At 69.9% G+C, this 21,260-nt stretch carries 19 protein-coding genes and 1 pseudogene; 9 read left to right on the forward strand and 11 right to left on the reverse strand.

The features are described 5' to 3' along the window. Positions 1 to 95: adenosylhomocysteinase (locus ABT381_RS04950; protein ID WP_351587956.1), on the forward strand; the 95-nt coding region annotated here is incomplete at its 5' end. A 37-nt stretch (positions 96 to 132) separates the two neighbouring features. Here ABT381_RS04950 and ABT381_RS04955 read toward each other — a convergent pair. Then, on the reverse strand, positions 133 to 870 hold the full coding sequence (locus ABT381_RS04955; protein WP_351587959.1) for an SDR family NAD(P)-dependent oxidoreductase: 738 nt from the start codon (positions 868 to 870) through the stop codon (positions 133 to 135). Between the two features lie 270 nt (positions 871 to 1,140). Then, positions 1,141 to 1,764 (reverse strand): ScbR family autoregulator-binding transcription factor, encoded by a 624-nt coding sequence (locus ABT381_RS04960; protein WP_351587787.1) that lies wholly within the window; start codon positions 1,762 to 1,764, stop codon positions 1,141 to 1,143. A gap of 131 nt (positions 1,765 to 1,895) precedes the next feature. Here ABT381_RS04960 and ABT381_RS04965 point away from each other — a divergent pair, with 131 nt between their 5' ends. After that, positions 1,896 to 2,831: a ScbA/BarX family gamma-butyrolactone biosynthesis protein gene (locus tag ABT381_RS04965; protein WP_351587790.1), complete on the forward strand. Its 936-nt coding sequence runs from the start codon at positions 1,896 to 1,898 to the stop codon at positions 2,829 to 2,831. An 81-nt stretch (positions 2,832 to 2,912) separates the two neighbouring features. Here ABT381_RS04965 and ABT381_RS04970 read toward each other — a convergent pair whose 3' ends face one another. Then, on the reverse strand, positions 2,913 to 3,677 hold the full coding sequence (locus tag ABT381_RS04970; protein ID WP_351587793.1) for an SDR family NAD(P)-dependent oxidoreductase: 765 nt from the start codon (positions 3,675 to 3,677) through the stop codon (positions 2,913 to 2,915). Between the two features lie 223 nt (positions 3,678 to 3,900). Between ABT381_RS04970 and ABT381_RS04975 the strand changes: the two genes are divergently transcribed. From ABT381_RS04975 to ABT381_RS04985, 3 genes are all read left to right on the forward strand, one after another. Beyond that, complete coding sequence (locus tag ABT381_RS04975) at positions 3,901 to 4,716, forward strand: SAM hydrolase/SAM-dependent halogenase family protein (RefSeq protein ID WP_351587795.1); 816 nt, start codon at positions 3,901 to 3,903, stop codon at positions 4,714 to 4,716. Positions 4,717 to 4,808: 92 nt separating this feature from the next. Continuing rightward, entirely contained in the window at positions 4,809 to 5,450 is a 642-nt protein-coding gene (locus tag ABT381_RS04980) for a class I SAM-dependent DNA methyltransferase (RefSeq protein ID WP_351587798.1), read from the forward strand. A gap of 67 nt (positions 5,451 to 5,517) precedes the next feature. Beyond that, on the forward strand, positions 5,518 to 6,180 hold the full coding sequence (locus ABT381_RS04985; RefSeq protein ID WP_351587800.1) for a class I SAM-dependent methyltransferase: 663 nt from the start codon (positions 5,518 to 5,520) through the stop codon (positions 6,178 to 6,180). A 56-nt stretch (positions 6,181 to 6,236) separates the two neighbouring features. On the opposite strand, the gene ABT381_RS04990 is transcribed toward ABT381_RS04985, so the two are convergent. The 3 genes from ABT381_RS04990 to ABT381_RS05000 form a co-directional block, all read right to left on the reverse strand. Further along, the gene (locus tag ABT381_RS04990) at positions 6,237 to 6,905 is read right to left on the reverse strand and encodes a hypothetical protein (protein ID WP_351587803.1); all 669 of its coding nucleotides are present in this window, start codon (positions 6,903 to 6,905) and stop codon (positions 6,237 to 6,239) included. Continuing rightward, positions 6,902 to 10,303: a CHAT domain-containing protein gene (locus ABT381_RS04995; protein WP_351587805.1), complete on the reverse strand. Its 3,402-nt coding sequence runs from the start codon at positions 10,301 to 10,303 to the stop codon at positions 6,902 to 6,904. Before ABT381_RS04995 ends, ABT381_RS04990 begins: the two co-directional genes overlap by 4 nt. A 74-nt stretch (positions 10,304 to 10,377) precedes the next feature. Further along, complete coding sequence (locus tag ABT381_RS05000) at positions 10,378 to 13,272, reverse strand: helix-turn-helix transcriptional regulator (RefSeq protein ID WP_351587808.1); 2,895 nt, start codon at positions 13,270 to 13,272, stop codon at positions 10,378 to 10,380. Between the two features lie 105 nt (positions 13,273 to 13,377). Between ABT381_RS05000 and ABT381_RS05005 the strand changes: the two genes are divergently transcribed. Continuing rightward, complete coding sequence (locus ABT381_RS05005) at positions 13,378 to 14,292, forward strand: MBL fold metallo-hydrolase (protein WP_351587810.1); 915 nt, start codon at positions 13,378 to 13,380, stop codon at positions 14,290 to 14,292. Between the two features lie 21 nt (positions 14,293 to 14,313). Then, entirely contained in the window at positions 14,314 to 15,924 is a 1,611-nt protein-coding gene (locus ABT381_RS05010; RefSeq protein ID WP_351587813.1) for a carboxylesterase/lipase family protein, read from the forward strand. Positions 15,925 to 15,948: 24 nt separating this feature from the next. Here ABT381_RS05010 and ABT381_RS05015 read toward each other — a convergent pair whose 3' ends face one another. The 3 genes and pseudogenes from ABT381_RS05015 to ABT381_RS05025 all read right to left on the reverse strand — a co-directional run bounded on the left by ABT381_RS05015 (position 15,949) and on the right by ABT381_RS05025 (position 18,417). Then, positions 15,949 to 17,331 (reverse strand): esterase-like activity of phytase family protein, encoded by a 1,383-nt coding sequence (locus ABT381_RS05015; RefSeq protein ID WP_351587816.1) that lies wholly within the window; start codon positions 17,329 to 17,331, stop codon positions 15,949 to 15,951. Positions 17,332 to 17,500: 169 nt separating this feature from the next. After that, a pseudogene (locus ABT381_RS05020) lies at positions 17,501 to 17,941 on the reverse strand (caspase, EACC1-associated type); the annotation flags it as partial. Then, positions 17,938 to 18,417: an effector-associated constant component EACC1 gene (locus ABT381_RS05025; RefSeq protein ID WP_351587818.1), complete on the reverse strand. Its 480-nt coding sequence runs from the start codon at positions 18,415 to 18,417 to the stop codon at positions 17,938 to 17,940. The pseudogene ABT381_RS05020 and the gene ABT381_RS05025, both read right to left, overlap by 4 nt. A 36-nt stretch (positions 18,418 to 18,453) precedes the next feature. Here ABT381_RS05025 and ABT381_RS05030 point away from each other — a divergent pair, with 36 nt between their 5' ends. Continuing rightward, complete coding sequence (locus ABT381_RS05030; RefSeq protein ID WP_351587820.1) at positions 18,454 to 18,954, forward strand: hypothetical protein; 501 nt, start codon at positions 18,454 to 18,456, stop codon at positions 18,952 to 18,954. 277 nt (positions 18,955 to 19,231) lie between these two features. Here the strand turns inward: ABT381_RS05030 and ABT381_RS05035 are convergent, their stop codons facing one another. Next, positions 19,232 to 19,465, reverse strand: coding sequence for an SMI1/KNR4 family protein (locus tag ABT381_RS05035; protein ID WP_351587823.1), 234 nt, complete (start codon positions 19,463 to 19,465; stop codon positions 19,232 to 19,234). A 276-nt stretch (positions 19,466 to 19,741) separates the two neighbouring features. Between ABT381_RS05035 and ABT381_RS05040 the strand changes: the two genes are divergently transcribed. Further along, positions 19,742 to 20,125 (forward strand): MarR family winged helix-turn-helix transcriptional regulator, encoded by a 384-nt coding sequence (locus ABT381_RS05040; RefSeq protein WP_351587825.1) that lies wholly within the window; start codon positions 19,742 to 19,744, stop codon positions 20,123 to 20,125. A 135-nt stretch (positions 20,126 to 20,260) separates the two neighbouring features. On the opposite strand, the gene ABT381_RS05045 is transcribed toward ABT381_RS05040, so the two are convergent. Continuing rightward, positions 20,261 to 21,238 carry a hypothetical protein gene (locus tag ABT381_RS05045; RefSeq protein ID WP_351587828.1) on the reverse strand — a complete coding sequence of 326 codons (978 nt, stop codon included), beginning with the start codon at positions 21,236 to 21,238 and terminating at the stop codon, positions 20,261 to 20,263. Between the last annotated feature and the right edge of the window lie 22 nt (positions 21,239 to 21,260).

Consider the following 21,260-nt stretch of genomic DNA (forward strand, 5'->3'; position numbering starts at 1 on the left):
TCGGCGTCAAGCTCACCGAGCTCCGCCCCGAGCAGGCCGCCTACATCGGCGTCGAGGTCAACGGCCCGTTCAAGCCCGACCACTACCGCTACTGAGCCGTACCCGGACCCTGTACACGGAGGGCGGGGGCGCTCAGACCGCCGAGCAGCCCCCGTCCACGGGCACCACGCCCCCGGTGACGAACGATGCCTGGTCGCTGCAGAGCCAGGCGGCGGCGCGGGCGACCTCGACGGGGTCGGCCAGGCGGCGCTGGATGGCGCGGGCGACGAGGTCGGACTCCTGCAGCCCTGCCGCCTGTTCCAGGGCGCCCGTGAGCATGTCGGTACGGGTGGCGCCCACGAGGAGGGCGTTGACGCGGATGCCGTGGTCGCCGTACTCGGCGGCCGCGGTCTTCGTGAGCCCCAGGACGGCGTGTTTGGCGGCCACGTACGGGGCGATGGCACCGGTTGCGAACAGGCCTGCTGTGCTGGAGGTGTTGACGATCGCGCCGCCGGTGTCCTGGGTGAGCATGGCGCGGATCTGGGCGCGCAGGCAGTTCCACACACCGCGGACGTTGACGTCCATGATCCGGTCGAAGACCGCCTGGTCCGTCTCGTGAATCGGGGTGCCGAGCGTGCCCTGCCCGGCGTTGTTGAAGGCGGCATCGAGGGTGCCGAAGTCCGCCACCGCCACGTCGACGGCGCGGTCGACGTCGTCCTGGCTGGTCACATCGCCGGTGACCACCGCGGCCCGGCCCCCGGCGTCCTGGATCTCGCCGGCGAGGGTACGCAGCCGGTCCCCGCGCCGGGCCATGAGGACCACAGCGGCGCCCTCCTCTGCGAAGCAGCGGGCGGCGGCCGCGCCGATACCGCTGGAGGCGCCGGTGATCATGACGGTCTTACCGCCGAGTGATCCGGGGTTGCGGTCTCCGCCGCTCCTCTTCGGGGCCATCCGTCGTCCCGGATCGATGTGCTGCCCCTGACGTCCGGCTCCCGTGCGCGGTGTGGTTTCTGCGGCCTGTACTGGAATCGCAGATGTCATTCAGCCCCCGTATGTAGACAGCCACTGGATCGGATCATAGGGAGTTTCGGTTTGTCACCGTGGTGCTCATGTGTCATTTCACCGAGCCCACACAACCCCGATCGAGGAGCTGATGGGCCGTCAAGATGCCTTACCGCGGCTGATATCGAGGTCGATCGCAGCTCTCGCCTCCGGCGTGGCCAGGGCCGGCAGCAGGCATCCCCACATCTCGGCCACCCGCACCGGCAGGTCACGGTGGCCGGTCGCCATCTGGGCATGCATCTGCGCTCCCGTACAGGCGTTGACGATCAGGCGGGCGAGGGCGCCCCTGTCGCAGCCGTCGAGCAGTTCGCCGCGCTCCTCCGCCGTCGCCAGTTCCGCCTCGAAGATCCGCACCCACTGCTGGTGGGAGTTCTGCTCCGGACCGATGAACTCCTCCTGCTCCATCACCAGCCGCGCGCCGGCGAGCAGCACGGGGTCGTCCAAGAGCTGCCGGGCCCAGGCCAGGGTGATGTCGACGGCGTGCTGCAGGCCGACGGAGGTCCGCGGCGTCTGCACCCGTCCCGGTTGGTCCAGGACGATCTCGCGAGCCAGCGCCGCCTTGTTCTTGAAATGGAAGTACATGGCCCCCATCGTCAGACCCGCGCGTTCAGTGATCCTGGTGACGCTGGCGCCCGCGTAGCCCTGCTCGGCGAAGACCTCGGCCGCCGCCCGCACGATGGTGGCCCGGGTGTGGAGGGCCCGGTCCTGTCGCTGTCTTGACATGCATCTTTCCGGTCTGCTCTCGACAGAATAAATAACGTTCTCTATGTTACGGCACGCGGCTGGTTCAACTCCATCCCCAGTCGCACCAGTTGTTGCACACGACGTTCCACCCACCCATGAGGAGAACTCGTATGCCCGCCCCCCTCGCCGTCCCCGTCTCCGCGGCCCCCGGGACGGCCCCGGTCCCGGGCCGCCTCGTCCGCAAGCACCTCGCCGACGAGGTCCTGATCACCGACTGGCGTCCGGTCTCCGGTACCACCCACACCGTCACGGCCCGCTGGCCGCAACAGCACAGCTTCTACACCCCCCACGCCGACCGCTACAGCGCCCTGCTGCTGGTCGAGACCGTGCGTCAGGCTCTCGCCCTGCTCTCCCACGCGGCCTACGAGGTGCCGCTGGAGTACCGGCTCGGCTGGGACTACTGCTCCTGCACCCTCAGCCCCGCCGCGCTGGACATCCGTCCCGGCGACGGCGGGGCCGAGGTCGAACTGACCGTCACGCACGCCGTGGCCGCCGCCCGCCGCAAGGGCGGCTCGGTGCGCCTGGAGGCACAGATCACCGCGGTGCGCGACGGCGAGCTGCTCGGCGCCGCGCATCTGCGCTACACCTGCCATCCCCCCGCCATCTACGACCGGCTGCGCGGCCGCCACGCCGATGCCCGCGAGGCCACCTCGCTGGCCCTGCCGCCCGGCACTCCGGTGCCGCCCGAGCGCGTGGGCCGAACCCGCGAGGAGGACGTCGTCCTCTGCCCGACGGACCAACCGCGCCGCTGGCAGCTACGGGTCGACACGGCGCACTCCGTGCTCTTCGACCACGCCCACGACCACCTTCCCGGCATGGTGCTGCTGGAGGCCGTCGGCCAGGCCGCTCAGCACCTCGCCGGTCCCGAGCCCACCACGCCGGTGACACTCCGGACGCACTTCTCGCGGTACACCGAGCTGGACGCACCCTGCTGGATCGAGGCCACGCCGCTGGAGTGGCCGCAGCCCGACCTCGCCCGTACCGAGATCACGGGTACGCAGAACGGGCAGACCACCTTCACCACGCAAGTGGTGACGCGGCGCTGAAGGAGCGCGGGCCGGACATGGTGCGAGGGGGCGGCCGGCGGCCGCCCCCTCCCCCCTTGGCGAGATCACCCCATGCGGGGGTCACCACATGAACTGACCGCCGTCGACGATCAGCTTCTGACCGGTGATGTACTCGGCTCCGTCGCCGACGAGGAACTCCAGCGCCGACGCCATTTCCTCGACCGTGCCGATGCGGTCCTGCGGGATGCTCGTCAGCATGCTCTGGCGGTGCTCGGGCGCCGCGGTCCGCACCCGCATCTGCATGTCCTCGGTGTCGATCATGCCGGGGATGAGCGCATTGACGCGGACGTGGGGCGCGAGCTCCAGCGCCAGACACTTCGTCAGATGCAGCAGACCGGCCTTGCTGGCGGCGTAGTTGACCCCGTTGAAGCGGGGCCGGATGCCGGTCGTCGCGGCGATGTTGACGATGGATCCGCGTCCTGCCTCGCGCATCGCGGGGGCGAAGGCGCGCGCCAGGTAGAAGGGGCCCGAGAGGTTGGTGTCGAGGACGGTGTGCCACTCCTCGTCCGACATCTCGGCGAACGGCCGGTCGATGTTCCGTCCCGCGTTGTTGACCAGGACGTGCGGAGTGCCATGATCGGCGAGGACGCGTTCCGCGAGGCGGGCGACCTCGGCGCTGACGGAGACATCGGCCTGGAGCACCGTACAGGCCTCGCCGAGCTCCGCGGTGGCCGCACCGGCGGCCTCGGGGTCATGCCGGTACAGCGCGACGACCCGGTAGCCGAGCTTCACGAGTTTCCTGCTGAAAGCCAGTCCTATTCCCTTGGTGCCGCCGGTGACGACGGCCAGCCGGCCGGCACTACCGGCCATTTCGCGGGCACTCATGCAATCCGGTCCTCTCTCCTCGGGATTCCACGGAAAACTCTTCTGCTGCGGGCCGCTTGCGTCAATGTCCCTAAGGTGGCATCGGAGATTGTCACCATCGCCGAATGGTGCCGAATGGGCGCTGCGCAGCAAGCTGGTGAAAACCCAGCCGGAAACCCGGAACGAGTCCTCAGTCATCCCGGACGGACCCCGGAACATTCCTGGACCACGGAAGGTCGAATCGGTGAACAAGCCCATCATCGCTTACCTGTCGGACATCGGTAACCACGACGAGGCGCACGCGCTCGGCAAGGGCCTTATCAAGACCATTGCCCCGGACGCGGAAATCGTCGACATCACCCACCAGGTCACGCCGTTCGATGTGCGGGAGGGTGGCCTCTACCTGCTGGACGTGCCGGCCTCGTTCCCCGCGAACACCGTCATTTCCGCCTACGTCTACCCCGAGACCGGCACCTCGACCCGCACCGTCGTGGTACGCAACGAGAAGGGCCAGCTGCTGGTCGCCCCCAACAACGGACTGCTGACCTGGGCGCTGCAGGCGATCCCGGCCGTCGAGGCCTGGGAGGTGACCTCGCCGGACGTGATGAACCAGCCGGTGACGCCCACCTGGTACGGCAAGGACGTCGTGGTCGCCTGCGGTGCGCACCTGGCCGCCGGCGTCGACCCGTCCGCCGTCGGCCCGAAGATCGACGTGGCCGACCTGGTGACCCTGCCGACGACCGCCGCCGTCCAGCTGGAGGACGGTTCGGTACGCGGCGAGGTCGTCCGGATCGACAAGGCATTCGGCAACGTCTGGACGAACATCTCGCTGGACGCGCTGTCCGGCGGCGGCGAGCTGGAGGGCAAGACCCTGCGGGTGACGGCCGACGGTGTGTCCCTGGAGATTCCGTACTACTCCACCTTCGGCGAAGTGCCGGTCGGTGAGCCGCTGGTCTACAACAACAGCCGCGGCAAGGTCGCGCTGGGCCTGAACCAGGGCAGCTTCCTGAAGCGGTACGGCGTGGGCAGCGGCACTGTCCTCACCATCGGCGTCGCCTGATCCTGCCGGGCACCCGAGCGATCCATCCCACCTGATGCACCCTGCGCCTGGCCCGGTACCGGGCCAGGCGCCTTTGCGCGGAGGAGAAGCACATGGACAGCCAGGAGATCGTCGACCGCTCGCACAGCCTCGACGGCCGGCCCGACCTGCTCAGCGATTTCTACGGCGACTGGGCCACCACGTATGAGAGCGACGCGAGCAACATGGGTTACGAAGGCCCGCTCAGGATGGCCGACTTCTACCTCTCGCTCGCTCCCCGGCTGCTGCCCGAACCCGCCGGCACAACGGCGCTCGACGCGGGTTGCGGTACGGGCCTGATCGGCCCCGTCTTCAAGAAGCTCGGCATCGGCACGCTCGACGGCCTCGATCTCAACCACGACATGGTCACGCAGGCCGCCGGTACCGGCGCCTACCGCCACCTCACGAGCGGTACCGACCTCAACCTCGGCCTGCCCGAGTTCGCGGCCGACACCTACGACCTCACCGTCAGCTGCGGCGTGTTCACCACCGGACACGTGGCGCCGCACGCGCTGGACGCACTGCTCCGCGTCACCCGCCCCGACGGCGTGGTCCTGCTCACCACCAGCGCCAACTACCTGACCACCACGGACTTCCACGCCTACCTGACCTCTCGTCAGGCTGAGCACCGACTGACCGTGCTCGACTGCCTCGCCGACCACCGCTACCTGACGGACGAGCGCGCCCACTACTGGGCAGTGTCACCCACCAGCTGACCCAGCGCGGTGCGGCACTCGGCCGCTCCGGAGCCCGGCCTCAGCCGTGTCAGCTACTGTCGTCAGCATGGTCGAACACGATGCCCTCAGCGCCACCCGCGAGGCCTACGACGCTGCCGCCCCCACATATGCGCAGCTCTTCCGCGACACACTGCGTGACAGTCCCCTGGACCGCGCGATCTTGGGCGCCTTCGCCGAGGCCGTATGTGCGGACGGGGACGGTCAGGTCGCGGACCTGGGGTGTGGACCCGGCCACATCACGGCTTATCTGGACGAGCTGGGGCTGGCAGCGTTCGGCGTTGATGCCGCTCCCGCAATGATCGAGCTGGCTCGGGAGGCCTATCCGGGGCTGCGGTTCGACGTGGGCTCGATGACCGCGTTGGACATCGCTGACGGCGTGCTGGGCGGCGTACTCTCGCGGTGGTCCATCATCCACACTCCGCCGCAGGAAGTCCCCGCCATTCTGGCGGAGTTCCACCGTGTGCTGGCACCTGGCGGCCACCTGCTGATCGGCTTTTCGGCGAGCGATGGTCCGTCTCACCCGACGCAGGTCTTCGATCACGCAGTCGCGCCGGCCTATCGGTGGTCGCCCGATCACCTCGCCGCGATGCTGCGCAAGGCCGGGTTGGCCGAGGTGGCCCGGATGGTTCGCGAGCCACAGCCCACCGACCGACGGCAGTTCCAGGAGGTTCAGCTGCTCGCCCGCAAAGCCTTGGCAGCGGCTGCCTGACCGGACACAGGACCGTATCCACTCCGGTCCATATGCCGATCCCGTGTGGGGCCGGGTCACCCCGCGAGCACAATGGCGTGCGGCGACGGCGCGAGCCGTGCCCGGTAGCGGCGGACGCCCCAGCTGCGGTGTTCCAGCTCTGCCGCCACCAGTACCTCCGCCCTGTTCACCCGGCCCGGCACCAGCTCCACCAGCGCGGCCACCGGGTGGTCACCGAGCAGCGGGAAGCGCTTGACCCGGCGGAACTCCCACTGCGGGTTCGGCTGGGACGCGCCATGGCCGCGGACGATCCACTCTTCCCTCGCCTGCCCCTCACCCGGCGGCTTCTCCACCCCCACGTCCAGGACGCCGGCCTTCACCGTGAAGTGCACGCCCAAGCCGGAGTCGGCGACCGGGCGGCTGCGCTCGCCGGGGTCGATCAGCCTCGCGATGGGCTGCGCCCCGGGGCCGGGTGTGGACAGTGCGACGCCCAGGGAGGCATGGCGGAACGCGCCTTTGCTCTCCGGCGTCTCGGGGCGGAACGAGCACACCATCAGCAGGTGGCGGAACTCGCGGTCGGGCGTGGCGTTGCGGTAGGACCGCCAGTCCGCCGGAACACCCTCGTGGTCGGAGGGCAGCACGTCCCAGCCGAACGTGAGCCTGCCGCGCAGCGGACCGTCGTCGGCCGGGCTGCCGAGCGTGCGCTCCGGCACGAGTTCGACATCGTGCAGCCGGACTTCGGTCATGCGGTGGCTCCCTTGCTCAGGCCGTGCAGGTAGGTGAACGCTCCCCAGTCACGGTAATGGGGATACCGGGCGCGGGTGGCGAGTTGGGCGTCGCGGAAGGCGCGCTCCGGTCCCGCGCCCTGGGCAATCCGTTGGTGCAGATGGTGGTAGAAGTGCGTGGCCGGTTCCGGGCGCACGGGCCACAGGCACCCGACGACGGCCTGCGCTCCGGCGGTGATCAGTGCCGACGGGATGCCGCGGACGTTGTCCCCGCGGTCGAATCGGCCGAGCGCGGACTCGCACGCGGCGAGCGTGACCAGGCGTACGCCCCGCAGGTCGGCCTCCAGGAAGTCGTAGGCGAAGACCCGGCCGTCGTCGTCACCGTCCGGGGTGAGATAGAGGCAGTGCAGCCACGGAGCGTCCTGGTCCAATGCCCCGTGTACGGCGAGGTGGACGACGTCCGCCGTGGAGAGTTCGGCAAGCAGCCTCGCGCGCGTGGCCGCAGGCCCGGTGACAGCATCCGCGCCGACCGCCTCGGCGACCTTGCGCGCGTGCTCTTCCAGCCCCGGTTCTGCGTACAGACCGTACGGCACGCCACCGACGGCGGAGGCCAGTACCGCGGTACGACGCGGCCGTACGGGGCCTTCGACGGGTGACAGGGCTTCGAGGCCGGCGATGGTGGTGACGGTCCAGTCATCGGCGATCAGCCGGCCGCCGGCGCGGCACAGCGGTAGCGGCAGATAGTGCAGCGCGCCGTGCGGCCAGGCCAGGATCCGGTCCTTGCCCCGGGCACGCCACTGAGCCCACCGGTCGCCGCCGAGCGGCATGTCCGCCAGCAGTCGGCTGCCCTCCGGCGTCACATCGGCGAACAGCGGGTCGCGTTCGACCTCCGTCCGGAGCGCTTCGACGCGGTCCGCCACCGGGTGCCGGTCGTCGTTCTCGTCCGCGCCGTCGCCCAGCTGCACGACGAGTTCCCGGCCCTGCCTGGTGACCGCGAGCAGCACGGCCGCGCCGCTCACGGCCGCGGGCAGGAACCAGGTCAGCAGCACGGTCCGGTCGTCCAGCAACTCGTGTGCCCTCGCCCAGAGTTGCCGGTCGTCGATGAACGGTGCCGAGCGACGGCACAGCTCCTCGTCGATGAACGACGAGATACGCCACCGCAGATTGCGGGCGACCTGCGCATTGTCGTGGCCGCCGGGACGGTGGTCGGCGTCCAGCACGCTCAGCAGCTTCGGCGACGGATCTCCGGAGGCGGCGGGGCTCTCCAGGTCGCGCAGTCTTCCGATGAAGTGCTGGATGCGCGCGGGCAGCACGAGCGGACCCTTGATCCGCCACCACACGCCCAGCTGCGCCCCCTTGCCCGCTTGCTGCAGGCCGAGCAGCAGCCCCAACGGCAGCGTTTCGCTCTCCGCGGTGAACTGCCAGACCGCCGAATGCACGAGGTCGCGCAGCACCCCGCCGAGTGCGGGCGCGCCGCTCGCATCGAAGTTCGGTACGTCCACGATGATCGCGTACAGCGCGCCCCTGAGCTCTTCGCCGTGGAGATTGCCGACCTGCTGCACGAACGGCACCAGGCTCGCCCGCGCCAGTTCCTCGAAGCCGAGCGAGGCGTAGCCAAGTGCCGCGTAAGTGCGGTAGCCCCACGGGTACGGAACCGGACCGGGGGCCGGCTCACCCGCCTCGGCCGCCTGGTGGTACAGGTCTGCCGTCAGCAGCCGGACCTCCTCACTCGAACCGCCGCCCGCCTGCCGCAGGAGGCCGAGCCCCAGCGACGGCTGCCGCCGGTCGCGGGCGTGCGCGGCTGCGTGCAACAGGGCGGCCGTTCGCTGCCCCGGCGTCCAGGTTTCCGGGACGGTCGCCACGAGGGCCTGGTCAGGGCCGGGGCAGTCGGTGGGGTCGTCGGGCAGCACGTGCAGCCGCGCCTCGATCAGTTGCCTGCGGTGAGCGGGCCCCCACCGAACGTCGAGCCGGCCCGCCCAGTCCAGCGCGGTGCGCAGCAGCGGCCGGTCGGCGCGTTCCCGGCCCAGGTTGACGGCCTGGCTGATCACCTTCGCGGTTATGGTGGTGCCGCAGGCGGCGACGAAATCCGCCACGGGCGTCCCGAACACCGCCGAGAGCAGCCCGGCCACCGTTTCGGCGGGGACGCTCTCCACCACTCTGAGCAGGAACAACGCGACGTCCGGCGCGTCGAGAGCGGGTGAGCCGAGCAGCGCCGACAGCGCTGCCTCGGCAACGTCCCGGCGCACTCCGTCCTCGTCCGCGAGGATCTGTGCCAACAACGCGAGGAGCCGGGGCCGCTGTGTCCCGCCGTTCAGCTCCAGCGCCCGCAGCACCAGGCGTGCCGCCTCCGCCACCATCCGGTGGGACTCCGCCTGGAAGGGCTCCTCATCGGTGAACCAGGTGCGGTACAGGTCGGCCGTCAGCCGGGCGGACCACACCGTCAGCACCCCGCGGGCATAGTCGTCGGCGGCGAAGTCCTCGGGTCCCCGGGCCGCCCACCGCAACCGGGCGGCCGCCAGCAGCGCGGCCTCCAGGTCGGCGGGGTCGCTCAGCCCGGAGATCAGCCGCTCCGACACCTGGTCGGCCTCCTCGAACACGGAGCGACCGGCCCCGTTCGCGACCAGAGGGACGGCCGACTCGACGGTGTGCAGCGCGGCGACCCGCCAGTGGGTCTCCGACCCGCAGGCGTCGGCGACCTCCGCGACCAGCCGCCAATAGACGTACATGAACTCGACCAAGCCGCGGCCGTCGCGGAACTCGTCCCGGAACAGCAGGTCCAACATCCCACTGGTAGTGAGGATGTGATGCCCTGTCAGGCCCCGCCGCGTCTCCTCCACCACGCACGCCCGTCGCTTCGCCTCATCCAGCGACAGGAGCCGGTCGCACACGGAGAACGCCAGATCCATCAGCTCCCCGACAGGGTCGAGGACGAACCTGAGCGTCGGCTCGCCCGCCGCCTCGTCGCCCGGCCCGCCGAAGCGCACGGGACCGGCGCACACCAGCCCCTTCCGAGTCTCGAAGGCAAGCGCGCCGATCATGTCGTCCGTGGCGGGCAGCACGTGGGAGACGACCAGCATGACCCACTCCGAGGCGTCCGCCGCCTCCCGCCACCCCGGCGGCGTTTCCAGGGCGAGGTCGTACGCGAAGTGCGTACCGTCGGGGGCGAGGACGGAGAGCACACCTTCATCGTCCTGCATGACACACCACCGGGAATCGACCGGTTGGCCGAAGGGCAGTTGGTCCAGGGAGAGGAGCGCGGGAAGGCCCCACGCGGATGCCCGGGCGAAGAGGCTGCCGCCGGCCCCGTAACCGGTGGTGAAGGGGCTGATGTCGGCCGGCCCGACCGCCAGTCCGGCCCGCCGGACTCCGCCCACCTCCACCAGGAACGCCCACCCGGTGATACCCCGCGACAGTCGCACGCCGCCCCCCTTGGTGCCGACCGGTCACCGACGGGATCAACAGTGGCACAGAAGCTGCTCGGGCCTGCGCGGAATCACTCCCTCGCGGGAGGGCGGGCGCCCTCGACGAGGTCGCGGAGCTGGGAGCGGGCGGTGATGCCCAGCTTGGGGAAACTGCGGTAGAGGTGCGAGCCGACCGTGCGCGGAGAGAGGAAGAGTTTCTCGCCGATCTCACGGTTGGTCAGCCCGCGGGCGGCGAGCCTGACGATCTGCTGCTGTTGCGGGGAGAGTTCGGCGAGCGCGTCCGGAGCCGAGTCCGTGACGTCGAGGCCGGCGGCGCGCGACTCGGCCCGGGCACGCTCGATCCACGGTCGTGCGCCCAGGCGCCGGAAGGTCTCCAGTGCCCCGGTGAGCGGGGGCCGTGCTTCCGCGATCCGCCGGCGGCGGCGCAGCCACTCGGCGAGGTCCAGCAGGGCCTGGGCACGTTCGAAGGGCCACTGTTCCAGTGCCGGGTCCGCCAGGGCCGCCCGGAAGTGCGGTTCGGCGTTCTCGGGGGCGGCCAGCAGGCCGCGGGCCCGGCTGATCAGCGCGCGCAGGCGGGGCGAGGCGTTGTCCGCGAGTTCGCGTGCCGAACGCTCGACGATCGCGGTGGCCTCCGCTCGTCGGCCGCCGCGCACGGCGGCGGCGGCCAGGTCCGCGAGCGCCGGGTAGGAGGCGTGGTAGTGCACGGGCGCACCGTCCGCCGCGAAGACCGCGCGGAGCTGGTCGTACGCGGCCTCGTACGCGCCTTCCGCGGCTGATGCAGCGCCGAGCGCACGACGGGCGTAGACGGAGACCGAGCGGCTTTCCAGCGGATCGATCAGCGCGAGCGCGTCCTCGGCCCGTGCGCGGGCCCCCGCCGCGTCGCCCTGGAAAGCCAGCACGGTGGCATCCACCGCGGCCGCACAGGCCACGGCGTGGTCGAGGCCGGCCGTACGGCCGACCGCGGTGGTGCGCGCGCAGGCCTCACGGGCCTGTTCCCACCTTCCTCGTTCCACATAGGCCCAGGCGACCGCGCCGCCCAGCCCCTCCGGCAGCGGTCCCTGCAGTTTCCAGCGGTCGAAGGCTTCGTCGAAGGCGCGGACGGCGTACGGGGTCTCGTCCAGGACCCACGCCATGACGGCGACAGTGGTGAGCCGGTCGGGCCGGCGCTCCGCCTCGGCGGTCAACTCCGGTAGCAGGGCGAGGTGTTCATCCCTGCCACGGAAAGGGTCGGACACCGCCCGAACCCAGGCGCGCAGCCCCTCGTACGACTCGTCCTCGGGGAGGCGTCGCAGAAGGTCCTGGATGCGGTGTTGCTGAGTGTCATCGCCGGAGTAGAAGCGGACCACGGCGGCGTCGGCGAGGAGATCCATGGCGACGGCGGGCCGCGAGGCCGCCAACTGCTCTGCCTCATCAGCCAGTCGGGAAAAGACGACGCCATGACGCACTGTCAGTACCGCGAGCCTTCCGACCTGCACCGTGGCGGTGGCCAGCAGCGAGGGGTCGTCCGTACGGGCGCGTGCCTCGGCAGCCAGCTCCTCGACCCAGCCGAGGTCTCCGGTGAACACCGCCGTTGTGGCGGCTTCGACCAGCAGCCGGGCGCTGTCCGCGCGCCGCGGTGCGAGTTCCGCGGCGCGCTGCAGGGCCTTGGCCGCTGCCGCGTGGCCGCCGCGACGCCGGGCCCGGCCGGCGGTCCGCTCCAGTTCCGCCGATACGGCCCCGTCGGGGCGTGGCGAGGCGGCGGCGAGGTGCCAGGCGCGTCGGTCCGGTTCGTCCCGCAGCAGCTCCGCGAGCGCGAGGTGGGCCTCGCGGCGCGCGGCGAAGGAGGCGGCGTGGTAGACGGCGGAGCGGACCAGCGGGTGGCGGAACCTGATGTCCCGACCGGTGCGCCGGGCCAGCCCGGCCCGCTCGGCGGGCGGCCAGGCCTCGTCCTCGGCGCCCGGCAGCCCGGCCGGGACGGCGAGGGCCGAGTCGGCGGAGTCCATGGCGGCCAGGAGCAGCAGGGCCTGCGTGGTGGCGGCCGGGAGGTCGTGCAGGCGGGCGACGTACATCCGCTCCAGGTGACCGGTCACCGGGAGCGGCCCCGCGGCCGGCAGCTCCGACTCCGCGCCGTGTGCGGCCGCCGCCCTCGTCAGCTCGGCCAGCGCCAGCGGGTTGCCGGCGGCCTGGTCGAGGATCCGCGTCCTGGTCCGGCCGGTGGGACTCGCCGGCTGGAGATCCAGCAGGCGGTCGGCGGCGGCGCTGTCGAGCGGCCCGAGGGTGAGCGTCGGTACGTGCCGGTCGAATCCCGGGAGGTGATCGCCGGCGCGGGCCCCGATCAGCATGCGGACCGGATCACCCGCCAGCCGTCGGGCGGCGAAGGACAGTGCGTCCAGCGAAGCACGGTCGAACCACTGCGCGTCGTCCAGCACCACGAGCACCGGCCCCTGGTCGCCCAGGGCCGACAACAGGCTCAGAACGGCGACGCCGATCAGCATGGGGTCGGGGGCGGGGTCGGGGGCGGGGGCGGGGGCGGAGTCGAGGTCGGGGTCGGCCGTGGCCGTGGCCGGGCCGGTGCCGAAGGCGTCGTGCAGGGCCGCGCGCTGCCTCACCGGCAGCTCGTCCACGTCGGCCCGCACCGGCCGCAGCAGCTGATGCAGTGCGGCGAAGGCGAGCCGCGACTCCGTCTCGCTCCCGTCGGCACGCAGTGTGCGCACGCCGCTCGCCTCGGCCCGGAGCACGGCGGAGTCCAGCAGCACGCTCTTCCCCGTGCCCACGTCACCGACGAGCACCAGCACGGGCTCGGCCGCCGACGCCGGATCCACCGTACGGAAGAGGCGTGCCAGCTCCCTGTCCCGGCCGACGATGTCCCGACCGACGTTATCCCGACCGACGATGTCCCGGCCGACGTTGTCCCGGCCGAAGATCGGCTCCCCCGTGCCCGGCTCCGGTCCCGTGACGGTCCCGGTGCGCTCTGCGTGCCCTTCCACCGGGCAAGGCTACAAGCGGTGCGGCCGATGTCCGGGGACACGGGCGCCGAGGTGCAGTCACATGACGGATACCGGGCCCCCGAGAGCGCTCGTACCTTTCCTCTCATGGAACAGATCGAGCTCGGCAATGTCACCATCACTCGAATTCGGGAATACTACGGTTCCGTCGACATGACGCCCGACACCTTCTTTCCGGAAAGCCCGAAGGAGGCGTGGGAAGACGGCGCTTCCTGGCTGGCCCCGCATTTCCTGGATTCCGAGACCAATACCGTGAATTCCGCGATCCAGACCTGGCTGCTGCGCAGCGAGGGCAGAACCATCCTGGTCGACACCGGCGTGGGCAATCACAAGGAACGACCGTACTCACCGATCTGGAGCCACCTCGAAACGGACTTCCTGGCCAATCTCGCCCGGGCCGGCGTCGCGCCCGAGGACGTGGACATCGTCATCAACACACACCTCCACGTCGATCACGTCGGCTGGAACACATACCTGGACGGTCGGCATTGGGTCCCCACTTTCCCCAACGCCACGTACTTGATACCGAAGAACGACTTCGACTTCTGGAATCCCGAGAACGGCCACAAGCCGCTGCTCGGCCGCGGCAACCAGAACGTCTTCGAGGACAGCGTGGCCCCGGTGCACCAGGCCGGCCGGACACTGCTGTGGGAGAACAGCCACCGGATCGACGCCGGCCTCCGCCTGGACGCGGCTCCCGGCCACACCCCCGGCTCCTCCGTACTGACCCTCACCTCCGGAACGGACCGCGCGGTGTTCGTCGGCGACATGCTGCACAGCCCCGTGCAGATCCTGGAGCCGGACGCCAACAGCTGCTTCTGCGAGGACCCCGCCGGCGCCCGCGCCACCCGACGCAAGGTGCTGGGCTGGGCGGCCGACAACAACGCACTCGTGATCCCCGCGCACCTGGGCGGCCACGGCGCCGCGGAAGTGTCACGCGACGGGAACGCGTTCGCCATCAAGGCCTGGGCCCCCTTCACCCCCTACACCGACCAGACCTGAGCCCCGCGGAAAGGCACCACTGTGAACCACCACCCCGCCCCCGTCGTGACCACGGCGCAGGGGGCTGTCCGCGGCGTGCGCCAGGACACCACCGCCGCTTTCCTGAACATCCCCTACGCCGCCCCGCCCCGCGGCGCCGGCCGGTTCGCGGCACCCCAGCCGCACGAACCGTGGGACGGCGTACGGGACGCCACCGTGCCGGGCCCCAACGCACCGCAGTCCGAGCGCAAACTCGGCAACGTGGACATGTCCCCCTACTTCGGCGCCGGTTGGAGCCGCGGCGCGGACTACCTCACTGCCAACGTCTGGGCGCCTGCCATGACCGGGGGCGGCCTGCCTGCCATGGCTGGTGGCGATCTGCCTGCTACGGCCTGGGGCGGCCTGCCTGCCACGGCCGGTGACGATCTGCCTGCCATCGCCGCTGACGGTCTATCCGTCATGGCCGGTGGCGGTCTGCCCGTCATGGTGTTCGTCCACGGCGGCGGATTCGTCGCCGGATCGACGCGGTCCCCGATGTACGACGGCTCCGCCTTCGCCCGCGACGGCGTCGTCCTCGTCACCCTCAACTACCGGCTCGGCATCGCCGGCTTCCTCGACCTCCCCGGCGCGCCCGCCAACCGCGGTCTGCTCGACGTCGTCGCCGCGCTGCGCTGGGTGCGGGAGAACATCGCCGCCTTCGGCGGTGATCCGCACAACGTCACCCTCTTCGGCCAGTCGGCCGGGGCAACCATCGTCGGTGGTGTCCTCGCCACGCCCGAGGCCGACGGCCTCTTCCGCCGGGCGATCATCCAGAGCGGCAGTGGCCTGGGCGCCTTCACCACCGAGCAGGCCTACCGCGTCACCAGGGCGGCATCCGATTACCTGGGCATCGAGCCACACGCCGACGCCTTCGCGGAGGTCTCCGACGACGACCTGGTCGAGGCCGCCTCCCGGCTCGCGGGCATCGATCTGCGGACCGAGACGCACCGCGACCCGCTGATCGGGCTCAGCCCCTTCAGCCTTGTCCTCGACACGCAGCCCGCCGCGTCCGTCGCCGCCGGCCACGGCACCGACGTCGACCTGCTCATCGGCACCAACGCCGAGGAGGGAAACCTTTACCTCGTCCCCATGGGGCACTACTCCACCTCGACCGCCGAGGACGTCGACGCGGCGGCGGCCCGCGCGCACCCGGATCCCGCCCGAATCGTCGCGGCGTACCGGAAGGCGCGCCCCGAGGCATCCTTCGGCGAGCTGCGGTCCGCCATCATGGGTGACGCGCTGTTCGGCGCGGGTAGCCGCGCCCTGGCCGGCGCACATGCCGGCCACCCCGATTCCGGCACTTTCTGCTACGAGTTCGCGTGGCGCTCCGAGGCCGCAGACGGCGAACTCGGCGCGACGCACGCGGTGGAACTCCCCTTCGTCTTCGACCTCACACACCTTCCCCAACTACACGGCCCCCACGCCCTCCTCGGCCCCGGCAAGTCCCCCACGGATCTCGCCACCCGCATGCACGAGACCTGGATCCGATTCGCCACGACCGGCAACCCCGGCTGGCCCCCGTACAACAACGAGCACCGAACCACAATGCGCATCAACACCGAATGGACCGAGGTGAACGACCCCCACGACCGGGAACGCCTGGCCTGGAACTGACCCGCCCGCGTACCGCTCGGCTCGTCACCGATCCAAGCGCACACTCAGGGCGTAGACGCGGGTGATCTGTTCACTGCTCCCGTTGTCGTCCGAGATCAGGTACAGCGGGCGGTGTCCCTTGTCCGGGCCCTTGGTCCAGGGCTCGCCGAGAGCCATGCCTTCCACGTTCTGCAGCAGCGGGTTGAGCTGCTTGCTCGTGGTGGGGACGACGCCTGCGTCGCCCGCCGGGCAGTCCGCGAGATCTACGAGCAGGCGGCTGTGGAGGAAGACGTCGGATGGCTGGTCGTACAGCGCCGTGTGCTCGTCCACGCTCGCGGCGCCTTGGAGCGGGACATCGTAGATCCGGATGGTGTTGCCGATGCCGGCCACGTACTGCCGTTCCAGCGCCAGCAGCCGGTCGTCCCCGGCGGTGGCCAGTTCCGCGACGTACATGCCCTCACCGGTCTTGTACGCGTACTGCCGGTCGAGTTTGTAGGCGCCGCCGGGCGTGCCGCGATATCGCTGGATGCGGAGCAGGTTACGACCCCGGGCATCGCCGTCCGTCGCCAGCGGGCCTTCCATCGCGGCGTACAGATAACGTCCGTCTGCGGACGCCGCGAGCGACTCCAGGGTACGCCCGGCCTGCGCGTCCCCCTTCGGCCGAGCGCGGAACTGCGGGGGGATCGGCAGGGCCTTGCCCACCTGTTTGCCCGTAGTCATGCTGAAGCGCCGGATGGCCGGGCCCGTCTCGGACGCAACCAGTACCGTCTTGTCCCTCTTGCCACTGCGCTCGACGACCAGGCCCTCGCCGTCGAACCACTGCGACGGAGCAGTGCCGCTGCTCGGCGTACGCAGCGTCTTGGCCCGCTGCACCCGTGGTTCGAGCTTGGTCGCCCCGCCGAGACGCAGCGGGAAGATGCGCCCCGGGGCATTGTCCGTCAGCGCCCAGCCCTCCGTGGGGCGGGTGAGGGCGAGCGCTGAGAGACCTTCCACCTTTTCGCCCAATACCTGCTGTTTATCGAGTGCATCGGAGTAACTGAGCAGCTTCGCGCGGTCCGAGCACACACCCCCAGCGGGCTGAGGGTTACGCTCGTGCCACCAGTCGACCGCGCGTGGGACGACGGTGAACCCGGCGATCATGCCCAGGGCCAGCGCACCCGCCGTGAACCACCACAGCCGCCTTCGACTGGAAGGGGAGTGCGGCGGGGCCGGCTCTTGTGCCTGTGGTGGCGGGGCCACCGCCACGTTCCGTACGAACGACAGTGTGCCCACACCGCCGTCGTCCCGGACCTGCGGTTCCTGCTGCTGGGCGAGCTTCCGCCGCGCCATACGCTCGTGGACCGCCTCGAAGACCCCGTGCAGCGCCAGCATCTCGGGCCCGTCCGGCACACCCTCGCGCAGGACGCCGACGAGCTCCTCCGTGAACACCGTGCAGCGCTTGGGGTCCGGAGCGAGCGACTTGCGAGTGCCGGAAGAAGACGTCATCACATACGAGCCGGTCATGCCCTCCAGCGCCTTCCTCGAGGCGCGCGCCCTGGTCGGCGGCGTCGACGGCAGACATTTCGCCCTGGAGGAACCGGCCGCTGTAGCAGCAGTCGAGCAGCAGGACGCGGCGCTCGGCGGTGCTGTCGCGTATGGCCCGCCGAATATAGGAATCAGGGACGGAGGTCTCCGGCTCGTCCTTGACCGAGTCGGGCAGGGTCAGATACAGATGCTCCTCGTCCTCCCAGTCCAACAGGCCGTGTCCCGCGTAGTACACGATCAATGTGTCCGTGGCGATCTGCCCCGCCGCGCGGATCGAGCCCACCAGCTCCGCAGCCGACCGAGGATTGGGCACTGATGTGATGCGGCTCGCAGGGATGCCGAGAATTCTCTCGTCGGCCAGCACCACCGCGAGTTCGGTGAGGTTCCGCCGCACGCTGCGCAGTGGCTCCAGCTCTGTGTAGGCATCAACACCGATCAGTACGCACGCCGAGCGTGCCGGATCGATCCGCCCCAGGTGTCCAGGGGAGCCCAATGGCGTGTCGGGCGAGGTCATCGCTCGCCCTCCGGAGGCGCGTCGGCGTCTCCTCTGCCTTCCTGGCCCTCGCCGCCCGCCTCGTCCTCGTCCTCGCCCTCATCCTCCCCCTCATCCTCGTCCTCGTCGGACAGCACGGTGACGCCTGGGACGTCCCGACGGGCCACCTCAAGATCGCCAGGGGCGGCTCCACGGACACGAATGACAATCTCCGACCCGGGCCTGCGAGCCTGGCGCCAGGTGTCGTACGACATGAGCAACTGGACCAGCGAAACGACAGTCGACACTGACGCCAAGATGGCCTCGAGGCTGCCCCCCATCTCGCCGGGTCGCACCGCTTCACGTACCACGACCGTGGCGCTGTGCTCCCGTCGCCGTCGTGCATCGAGCAGCCATCTGTGCAGTAGACGCAGCTCGTTACGCTCGTTCCCGACACCGGCCTCATCAGGGCCACCGTGCTCCCAGCCGGAGTTCTTCTGCTCGAACGCGACCTTCACCAAGATCCCCCTGGAAGTCACTCACGCACCGCTTTTGTGACGCTGACACGCTATACAACTTCTTTTCCCAGTCCGGAAGTTACGCACCTCACCAAACTGCAGCGCCAGAAACACCAGCCGAACCCGTCAGGTAAAGATGGTGCAGCGGCAGCCCGGACCGCAGCAAGATCTGCGCAGAAATACAGCGATGCCGAGCAGGACAGCTACCGCTGCCGCCATCCCAACGAATACGCGCTGGCCAACCGCATCGACAACACCATCGACGCCATGCCCCGCGCCTGCATCGCGGCACCCGACATCGAGACACGCGCCGCACGCGGCCGAGCGGAAGCCCACCAAGATCTGCCCCGAGCGCTGGGCGACGCCGAGTGCACCGAGCGAGCCGCGCTCTACCGCCGGCTCGGTCTCACCTTCACCTACGACTCCACAAGCAAAAAGTGCTGGTGCCCGTGGACTACCAGTGAGTGTGAGTGTCCGAGGACCGACACGCTCCATACACACACGCCGGCACTTCGGGACGAACTGCGGCTGCCGTAGGGTGTCGGGCTGGGGCTGCACAGGTGTCGGTCGATGAACAGGCCCGGGTCATTCGTAAGGCCGCGAGCCCGCGTGGCCGCGGGCTACGACCGGCCTGGGTCACCTATTCCGCTCGTCGCCCGCCAGTCAGTCGCTCACCCTGCCCACCGCTGTCCGCGCGTCGACCACTCCCGGGCCCGGGCGGATACCGACGGAAGGCCCCAGACGGTGGAAAATGGGCGTGCAGGAGAGCCGCGACCGGCGACCGAGACAGAGGTCAGAATCAGATGGCCGGTTGTCACCGATACCAGTCCTCACCGTCGGACTCAAACGCTCGCACAAGATATTCCTGAAGAGTCTCGGCCACTACGGTTCGCGAGTCAGTTTCGTGGTCCCAGACCACAATAGGACCATCGGCACTACCTCGCCGCAGGGCGAACTGATCTCCACCGCCGTTGTCACCAAAGAACACAAGGTCACCAAATGGCTCGTAGAGTTCCGCAAAGGGGAGCGTCTCCCGGAACTCCGACACCGCCCCAGGAGATGTGCCGCACTCCTAGGGCCTCAGGGCGGTGGCCACCATCCCAGCAGTCAGGCGGATGCCACAGGGATGAAGTGTGTGACAGGCGGACGAATAGGTGATAAGGCGTCATTGACAGATCTGCTTCTCATGTCAACCGACTGATAAGGTTCGCCTGCGATCGAGCGAACGTAGCCCCTTAGGTCTCATATGCCGCCCCAACGCCCCGGGAACGCGCTTCCCTTTCTTCTCCTCTCGGCATTCCGTGTCCTCATTGACGAGTTGCACGTGCGCCTCGCCGACTTGGGGCACCCCGATCTGCGCCCGGCGCACGGCATCGCCATGCAAATGATCAGTGGGGGCGGGAGCATCACCGATCTCGGCCGACGGCTCGGGGTCTCCAAGCAGGCCGCCAGCAAGACGGTGGCAGGGCTGGAGAAGCTCGGTTACGTACAGCGGAAGGCCAGCGCCAGGGATCAGCGTCAGGTCGAGGTGACTTTGACGGCACGTGGCGTGGAGGCGCTGACCTTGTCGGGTGACATCTTGAACCAGTTGCGCGACGAATGGGCGGCGGAGGTCGGCGAAGACGACATGACTCTGGTCCAGGACGCACTGGAGAAGGTGGGACAGCCCGACGGGTTGGATCGCATCGTGGGGTGGCTGGGAGCCTGACTGCCGCCGGCCTACCGGGACGCCCACCACTTCTCAGGCCCCCTGTCCGGTTGCCGGTGTCCCGGGAAATGACAAACAGGCGCGTGCCCGTGCGACTCAGGTGAGTCGCACGGGCACGCTGCACGAAGCCAGTCGTCAGTGGTGCCGTTGCACCGACTCCGACTGCGCGCGAGTGTCAGTGACCCCCGCAGGGTCCTCGGCGCTCTCGGGTGCCGTCCGCTCCACGAACTTCTCCAGCGTGAACGTCATGTCACCGTTCGAGCCGTAGCGCGTGCACATCTGGGTGGGGTAGTACCCGGACTTCTCCACCGCCGGTGTCTGGGGTATCGATCGGCACGCCGCTGAAGGCTTCGTAGCGACGATCCAGTCCTTGTTCAGCACCGGTTCCCAGAACGTGATGTGCCCGTCCCACGTACCGTAGGAGAATGCCTGAGTGAACGGATCACCGTTGGCCGGAGCCGCATTGGGGTCGATGAGGTGGTTCCCCATACGACCCGCGGCTCCGGGCAGCCCCCAGCCCTCAGGAGCGTACGGTGCCGGCACGGTCTTCTTGGCCTTCGCGTCGTCATCGCAGTTGATGACGAGATTGCACGGCCCGTTGCGTATCTGATTCCGGGCCGCGAAATCCTGGATGAAGAAGTGCAGGTCGAAGTGCGGCTTGTCGAAGACATGCGTGGGACCGTGACCATGCATCTGCCAGTTGAACATCAGCCACTTGAACGGCAGACCGTCGAGCTTCGGGAACCACAGGTCACGCTCGTGGCCACTCGCACAGTCCGTTTCGAGGTCGATGCCGCCGCCGTCCTTGTCGAAGCACGTCTGACCGTCATGGCTCGGCGCCGACGGCAGCGACTTCATGGCCGCTGCGTCGACTCGGACGGCGAGCACTTTCGGATGCCGGGCGGCGTCGGCGGCGTACAAAGTCTCGACGAAGCCATCGCCGAGCGAGACCTTGTTGAACGACGTCAGAGCCGGCAAGCTGCTCGCCTCGGCCGGCTCCGCTGCCACAGAACGGGCCGCGCCGGTGGCCGAGACCAACGGCGCGAGCCCGAGCAGAGCAGCAACGCTGAGCCCGAGACCGAGCAACCAGCGCCCACGTACTTTCCTCATCATCGACCTGTCCCCCCGCTGTGTC

Origin of the sequence: Streptomyces sp. NPDC000151 (assembly GCF_040301705.1) — a bacterium.
In the GTDB taxonomy this organism is placed as follows: Bacteria; Actinomycetota; Actinomycetes; order Streptomycetales; family Streptomycetaceae; genus Streptomyces.